The organism is Pseudomonas sp. NPDC089422, assembly GCF_044749405.1.
In the GTDB taxonomy this organism is placed as follows: Bacteria; Pseudomonadota; Gammaproteobacteria; order Pseudomonadales; family Pseudomonadaceae; genus Aquipseudomonas.
Genome location: NZ_JBIVHW010000003.1, coordinates 538,172 through 544,994, shown reverse-complemented (window position 1 = coordinate 544,994; position 6,823 = coordinate 538,172). Strand labels below are relative to the sequence as shown.

Genomic DNA, 6,823 nt, shown 5'->3' with positions numbered 1-6,823 from the left:
TCCACCAGGCGGCGGTCGTCAGCCTGGTCGCCAACGTTGAGCGGCAAGGCGCCGAACACGCTGCCAGCGGATACCCGCTGCAGGCCGTTGACGCGAATATCGGAGATAGTGAAGGACTCGGCGTGAACTTCAGCGATCATCAGTGCGGACATGACCGCAGTTAGCAGCAGACGTTTCATGAAGTCCTTTTATTCCAACTGGCAATAAACAACCCGCCGCATGGAAACGGCAGGTTCGCAATTGAGCGAAGCTTTTATAGTCGACCCAGATCGTTGATCAGGGCGAGCAACATCACCCCTACGACCAAACTGATACCGATCTGGACCCCCCAACCTTGCACCCGTTCCGACAGCGGACGACCGCGCGCCCACTCGACCAGGTAAAACAGCAAATGCCCCCCATCCAGTACAGGAATGGGCAGCAGGTTAAGAACCCCCAGGCTTATGCTCAGGTAGGCCAGGAAATTCAGGAAATCCCCCACGCCGGACTGGGCTGAAGCGCCCGCCACTTTAGCAATGGTTATCGGTCCGCTCAAGTTTTTTACCGAGAGCTCCCCGAACAGCATTTTCTTCAGCGACTCGAGGGTCAGGACACTCATGTTCCAGGTCCGCGAGAGGCCCTCGCCCACGGCATCCAACGGGCCGTAGCTGACTTCGCGGAGCATGCTGGCAGGCCATTCGGCGCCCTTCACACCCGCACCGAGGTAACCCCCGACGGCCTTGCCTTCACCTTTGTGAGCCAGTGTGACCGGTACCTCCAGGGCCGCGCCATCGCGCTCGACCCGCAGCACCACCTGGGCGTCAGGGCGGGCGCGAACACTGTCCACCACCTGCTGCCAATCCGTCAGCGCAGCGCCATCGAGGGCGAGCAGCCTGTCACCTGCCTTCAGACCAGCGGCAGCGGCCGGGCCTTTCGGATCGATCTCGGCCAACACCGGCGATACGGCCGGCCGCCATGGGCGCAAGCCCAGGGACTGGATAGGGTCCGGCTCGTCGGCCCCCTTGAGCCAATGGTCCAGTTTCACCTGCAGCTGGCGCTCGGCAGTGGCGCCTTCGTCGCGCACGCCAACTTGCAGCGTGCCGCTCTCCCCCAGGCGTCGAACCAGTTGCAGATTGACAGCCGACCAACCGCTGGTCGCCTTGCCATCGATAGATACAATTTCCTGACCGGCGGCCAGGCCTGCCGATGCGGCCAGGCTCCCGGATTCGACCGCGCCGATCACTGGGCGGACCTGCTGGGAACCAAGCATGGCCAGCAGCCAGAAGAAGATGATGGCCAGGAGGAAGTTGGCGATCGGGCCAGCGGCCACGATCGCGATGCGCTGACGCACCGACTTGCGATTGAAGGACTGATGGGCAAGCGCAGCAGGGACTTCGCCTTCACGCTCGTCGAGCATCTTGACGTAGCCCCCCAGAGGGATCGCAGCCACCACGAACTCGGTGCCCTGGCGGTCATGCCAGCGCAGCAGCGGCGTACCGAAACCGACGGAGAAGCGCAGCACCTTGACCCCGCAGCGCCGGGCGACCCAGAAGTGGCCAAATTCGTGGAACGTGACCAGTACACCCAGGGCCACCAGGGTGCCGACAATCATGTAGAGCGCAGTCATATCTATCTCCGAATGACGTTCAGCAGAACCCTGGAAAAGCGACCGGCCTCAACGGCCGTGACGCCTCAGCCACTCACGGGCCAGCTCGCGGGCGCGCTGGTCGGCAGCAAACACGGCCTCCAACGAAGGCAGCGCCACCACGGGTTCCTGATCAAGCACCTGTTCGATCATACCCGCGATCTCGGGGAAGCGGATACGCCGCTGGAGAAATGCCTCGACTGCAACCTCGTTGGCCGCATTGAGCACCGCAGGCGCACTGTTGCCGGCTTCAGCCGCCTCGCGCGCAAGGCGCAGGCAGGGAAAGCGCTGTTCGTCAGGTGCCTGGAAGTCCAGGCGAGCAATCGCGAACAGGTCCAGCGGGGCCACCCCGGAATCGATGCGCTCTGGCCAGGCCAGGGCGTTGGCGATGGGGGTGCGCATGTCCGGGTTGCCCAGCTGAGCCAGCACCGAACCATCGACATAATCCACCAGCGAATGGATCACGCTTTGCGGATGCACCACCACTTCGACCTTGGCCGGCGCCGCATCAAACAGCCAGCAGGCTTCGATCAGCTCCAGCCCCTTGTTCATCATGCTGGCCGAGTCCACCGAAATCTTCCGCCCCATGGACCAGTTGGGATGGGCGCAAGCCTGTTCCGGCGTGACATCGACCAGGGCAGCCTGGGGCGTTTCGCGGAACGGCCCACCCGAGGCGGTCAGCAGGATGCGACGCACGCCGACCTGGCTCAGGCCACGGGCATAATCGCCTGGCAGGCACTGGAAGATCGCATTGTGCTCGCTGTCGATCGGCAGCAGCACGGCACCACTGCGCCGCACCGCGTCCATGAACAGCGCGCCGGACATGACCAGCGCTTCCTTGTTGGCCAGCAGCACCTTCTTGCCAGCCTCGACGGCAGCCAGGGTCGGGCGAAGACCAGCGGCACCGACGATGGCCGCCATCACTGCATCCACCTCAGGAGCAGCCGAGACCTCGCAAAGGCCCGCCTCCCCTACCAGCACCTGCGCAGTGCAGCCGGCGCCAAGCAGGCCATCACGCAGGCGTGCGGCGGCTTCGTCATTGGGCACCACGGCATAGGCCGGACGGTGCCGAACGCACAGGGCCAGCAGTTCGTCGATACGCGAATAGCCGCTCAACGCGAACACCTGGTAGCGCTCAGGGTGCCGTGCAATCACATCGAGGGTACTGAGACCGATCGAACCGGTCGCACCCAGGACAGTAATACGCTGCACGCTGCTCACATCACACCCCATTCGGCAGCCCACAGCAGCACGGCAAAGATCGGGATCGCTGCGGTCAGGCTGTCGATGCGATCCAGCACACCCCCATGGCCAGGCAGCAGGTTGCTGCTGTCCTTGATGCCAGCACGGCGCTTGAACATGCTCTCGGTGAGATCACCGATCACCGACGACATGACCACCAGTGCAGCACCCAGCAGCCCCAGCAGAAGCTGACCGAAGCCCCAGTCACGGGTGATGCCGACCACCAGGGTGATCACCAGGCTGACCGCCAGGCCGCCATAGACGCCTTCCCAGCTCTTGCCCGGGCTCACCTGCGGTGCCAGCTTGCGCTTGCCAAAGGCACGACCGGAGAAATAGGCGCCAATATCAGCCGCCCAGACCAGCACCATGACCGACAGGATCAGCCAGTTACCCAGCTGCCAGTGCTTGAGCAGGATCAGCCCTTGCCAGGCCGGCAACAGGATCAACAGGCCGATCAACAGCTTGCAGGCCGCACTAGCCCATAGCTCGCTGCTGCGTGGATAGGTCAGCACCAGCCAGGTGGCCAGCCCCCACCAGATGACCGAAGCCCCAAGCACCCAAGGTGCCAGGTCCGGCATGAGATGGAGCAGCATCAGCGCTCCGGCGACAACAGCGGCGTAGGCGATGCGCAGAGGCTGGGCCACAAGCCCGGCCAGACGCGCCCACTCCCAGGCACCGAGGGTCACCACGAAGCCGATGAACAGGGCGAAATCCCCACCGTTGAGCAGGAAAAATCCACCCAGCGCGACCGGCAACAGGATCAGCGCAGTAATGATGCGTTGTTTAAGCATTAAGCACGAGCTCCAGCCTCGACCTGCTCGCTGGTCTTACCGAAGCGGCGCTGGCGCGAAGCGAAATCGGCCAGGGCTTTGCGCATGGCCTCGTGTTTGAAATCCGGCCAGTAGAGGTCGGAGAAGTACAGTTCGGCGTAGGCCAGCTGCCACAGCAGGAAATTGCTGATGCGATGCTCGCCACCGGTACGGATGCACAGGTCGGGCAATGGCAGCTCGCCTGTGGCCAGGCAGGTCTGCAGCAGACCTGGAGTGATGTCGTCCGGACGCAGGTGACCGGCCTGGACTTCACGCGCCAAACGCTGGGCAGCCTGGGCGATATCCCACTGGCCACCGTAGTTGGCGGCGATCTGCAGGATGAAGCGGTTGGCACCTGCGGTCAGTGCTTCGGCTTCGCGCATCGCGGCCTGCAGTTCTGGGTGGAAACGCGAACGGTCACCAATGATGCGCAGGCTGATGTTGTTCTCGTTGAGACGCCGAGCCTCACGACGCAAGGCCGAGAAGAACAGCTCCATCAACGCACCGACCTCTTCGGCCGGGCGCTGCCAGTTTTCGCTGGAGAACGCGAACAGGGTCAACACTTCGACCCCGGATTCGGCGCACACTTCGATGACCGCGCGCACCGCATCGACGCCGGCCTTGTGCCCGGCAACGCCGGGCAACAGGCGCTTCTTCGCCCAGCGGTTGTTGCCATCCATGATGATCGCGACATGACGCGGCACCGACGAAGGTGCCGCCAACTTGGACTTTTCCATTAAAAACCTCGGCCTTAAACGGCCATCAGGTCCTTTTCCTTGGCCTTGTAAGCAGCATCGACTTCAGCAATGAACTTGTCGGTCAGCTTCTGGATTTCATCAGCGGCACGACGCTCTTCGTCTTCGCTGATTTCCTTGTCCTTGGTCAGCTTCTTCAGGTCGCCCAGGGCATCACGGCGCACGTTGCGCACGGCCACCTTGGCGTCTTCGGCAACGCCGCTGGCCTGCTTGGTGTAGCCCTTGCGGGTTTCTTCGGTCAGGGCCGGCATCGGTACACGGATGGTGGTACCGGCGCTGGACGGGTTCAGGCCCAGGTCGGAGGTCAGGATGGCCTTCTCGATGGCAGCGCTGAGGTTCTTGTCGTGAGCGACGATCTTCAGGGTGCGGGCGTCTTCGACGGTGATCGCGGCCACCTGGTTCAGCGGCATCTCGCTGCCCCAGGCAGTGACCTTGACGGTATCCAGAATGCTTGGGTGGGCGCGACCGGTACGGATCGCTGCCAGGTTGCGAGCCAGCGCTTCCAGGGACTTGGTCATGCGCTCCTGCGCGTCTTTCTTGATGTCGTTGATCATTTTTGAACTTCCTCGATCAGAGTGCCTTCCGCGCCGCCATGCACGATGTTCAGCAGGGCGCCGGGTTTGTTCATGTTGAAGACGCGCAGCGGCATCTTGTGGTCGCGGCACAGACAAATTGCCGTCAGGTCCATTACACCCAGCTTGCGATCCAGCACTTCATCGTAGGTCAGATGATCGAACTTCTCGGCATGCGGGTCCTTGAATGGGTCTGCAGTGTATACACCATCGACCTTTGTTGCCTTCAAAACTACATCGGCATCGATTTCGATGGCGCGCAGGCAAGCGGCGGAGTCGGTGGTGAAGAACGGGTTGCCGGTACCGGCAGCGAAGATTACGACTTCTTTAGCGTTCAGGTGACGCATGGCTTTGCGGCGATCATAGTGATCGGTCACACCCACCATGGAGATCGCCGACATGACGATGGCGGTGATGTTCGCCCGCTCCAGCGCGTCGCGCATGGCCAGGCCATTCATCACGGTGGCCAGCATACCCATGTGGTCGCCGGTGACGCGATCCATGCCGGCTGCACTGAGCGCCGCACCACGGAACAGGTTGCCACCACCAATCACCAAGCCTACCTGAACGCCGATGCCGACCAACTGGCCGACTTCCAGCGCCATGCGATCCAGGACCTTGGGGTCGATCCCGAACTCTTCCGAGCCCATCAGGGCCTCGCCGCTAAGTTTGAGTAGAATGCGTTTATAGCGAGCCTGATGACCACTGCCCTGCTGAGCCATTGCGAATCTCTCCTGCGGCGTTTGTAAAATTCTGGCGGGCTTCTTGAGCCTGCGTGTAACTCTAACGTGACGCAGCGACTGCGTCAGCGAGCAACGGCCTTGTAAACCGTTCCCGCTTTGACAAAGAGGCTGCGCGCGTGAGCGGGCAGCCTCTTTGGGGCGACAGACGGGGCTGTCTTACTGCTTGGCAGCAGCTACCTGAGCGGCAACTTCAGCAGCGAAGTCGTCGACTGGCTTCTCGATGCCTTCGCCAACCTTGAAGTAGGTGAAGGAAACGATTTCAGCACCGGCTTTCTTGGCCAGCTCGCCAACTTTGACTTCTGGGTTCATGACGAAGGCTTGCTCTTTCAGCGAGGCTTCTGCCTTGAACTTGGCGATACGACCGTTGACCATGTTCTCAACGATGTTTTCCGGCTTGCCGGCGATCTTGTCAGCGTTCAGCTGCAGGAAGACGCCCTTCTCGCGCTCGATGGCTTCGGCGGAGATTTCCGACGAATCCAGGAACTCTGGGTTCGAAGCGGCAACGTGCATGGCGATTTGCTTGGCCAGCTCGGCGTCACCGCCTTTCAGGACAACGGCAGCGCCGATCTTGTTGCCGTGCAGGTAGGCACCGACAACGTCACCCTCAACGCGCACCAGGCGACGGATGTTGACGTTCTCGCCGCACTTGGCGACCAGAGCTTCACGAGCCGCTTCACGCGAAGCAACCAGAGGAGCTGCGTCGGTCAGCTTCTGGGCGAAGGCTTCTTCCAGGCTTTCGGCTACGAAATTCTTGAAGTCGTCTTGCAGAGCCAGGAAGTCGGTCTGCGAGTTCACTTCCAGCAGGACAGCGGCTTTGCCGTCGGTCTTGACGGCGATAGCGCCTTCAGCAGCGACGTTGCCAGCCTTTTTGGCGGCCTTGATGGCGCCCGAGGCACGCATGTCGTCAATGGCTTTCTCGATGTCGCCGCCGGCCTTTTCCAGGGCCTTCTTGCAATCCATCATGCCTTCGCCGGTACGCTCGCGCAGTTCTTTGACCAGCGCTGCAGTAATTGCTGCCATTTCAAAATCCTCTTGGAAAGTTTTTCAACCATTCCACCCGCTCGACGCGGGCGTTAAA

The 6,823-nt window shown here is 61.9% G+C and carries 7 protein-coding genes and 1 pseudogene; all 8 read right to left on the bottom strand.

Features of this window, described 5'->3' with window-relative positions; genetic code table 11:
* Nucleotides 1-179: pseudogene (locus ACIPZ8_RS08640) on the bottom strand (outer membrane assembly protein); the annotation flags it as partial.
* 74 nt (nt 180-253) lie between these two features.
* Nucleotides 254-1,606: a sigma E protease regulator RseP gene (rseP, locus tag ACIPZ8_RS08635; RefSeq protein WP_400721543.1), complete on the bottom strand. Its 1,353-nt coding sequence runs from the start codon at nt 1,604-1,606 to the stop codon at nt 254-256.
* 48 nt (nt 1,607-1,654) lie between these two features.
* Nucleotides 1,655-2,845, bottom strand: a complete 1,191-nt coding sequence (ispC, locus tag ACIPZ8_RS08630; RefSeq protein ID WP_400721540.1) for a 1-deoxy-D-xylulose-5-phosphate reductoisomerase — start codon at nt 2,843-2,845, stop codon at nt 1,655-1,657.
* Nucleotides 2,842-3,657, bottom strand: a complete 816-nt coding sequence (locus ACIPZ8_RS08625; protein WP_294340273.1) for a phosphatidate cytidylyltransferase — start codon at nt 3,655-3,657, stop codon at nt 2,842-2,844. Before ACIPZ8_RS08625 ends, ispC begins: the two co-directional genes overlap by 4 nt.
* Complete coding sequence (gene uppS / locus ACIPZ8_RS08620; protein WP_400721537.1) at nt 3,657-4,412, bottom strand: polyprenyl diphosphate synthase; 756 nt, start codon at nt 4,410-4,412, stop codon at nt 3,657-3,659. The genes ACIPZ8_RS08625 and uppS overlap by 1 nt, the downstream gene beginning before the upstream one ends.
* A 14-nt stretch (nt 4,413-4,426) precedes the next feature.
* Nucleotides 4,427-4,984: a ribosome recycling factor gene (gene frr / locus ACIPZ8_RS08615; RefSeq protein ID WP_152959007.1), complete on the bottom strand. Its 558-nt coding sequence runs from the start codon at nt 4,982-4,984 to the stop codon at nt 4,427-4,429.
* On the bottom strand, nt 4,981-5,724 hold the full coding sequence (gene pyrH / locus ACIPZ8_RS08610; protein ID WP_027920035.1) for a UMP kinase: 744 nt from the start codon (nt 5,722-5,724) through the stop codon (nt 4,981-4,983). Before pyrH ends, frr begins: the two co-directional genes overlap by 4 nt.
* Before the next feature lie 177 nt (nt 5,725-5,901).
* A complete protein-coding gene (tsf, locus tag ACIPZ8_RS08605) occupies nt 5,902-6,765 on the bottom strand; it encodes a translation elongation factor Ts (RefSeq protein ID WP_103445333.1) in 864 nt (287 codons plus the stop codon).
* Nucleotides 6,766-6,823: the final 58 nt, after the last annotated feature.

Coding starts and splice junctions, on each gene's coding strand:
- rseP (WP_400721543.1), bottom strand. CDS start 1,606: ATGACTGCGCTCTACATGATTGTCGGCACCCTGGTGGCCCTGGGTGTA.
- ACIPZ8_RS08625 (WP_294340273.1), bottom strand. CDS start 3,657: ATGCTTAAACAACGCATCATTACTGCGCTGATCCTGTTGCCGGTCGCG.
- uppS (WP_400721537.1), bottom strand. CDS start 4,412: ATGGAAAAGTCCAAGTTGGCGGCACCTTCGTCGGTGCCGCGTCATGTC.
- frr (WP_152959007.1), bottom strand. CDS start 4,984: ATGATCAACGACATCAAGAAAGACGCGCAGGAGCGCATGACCAAGTCC.
- pyrH (WP_027920035.1), bottom strand. CDS start 5,724: ATGGCTCAGCAGGGCAGTGGTCATCAGGCTCGCTATAAACGCATTCTA.
- tsf (WP_103445333.1), bottom strand. CDS start 6,765: ATGGCAGCAATTACTGCAGCGCTGGTCAAAGAACTGCGCGAGCGTACC.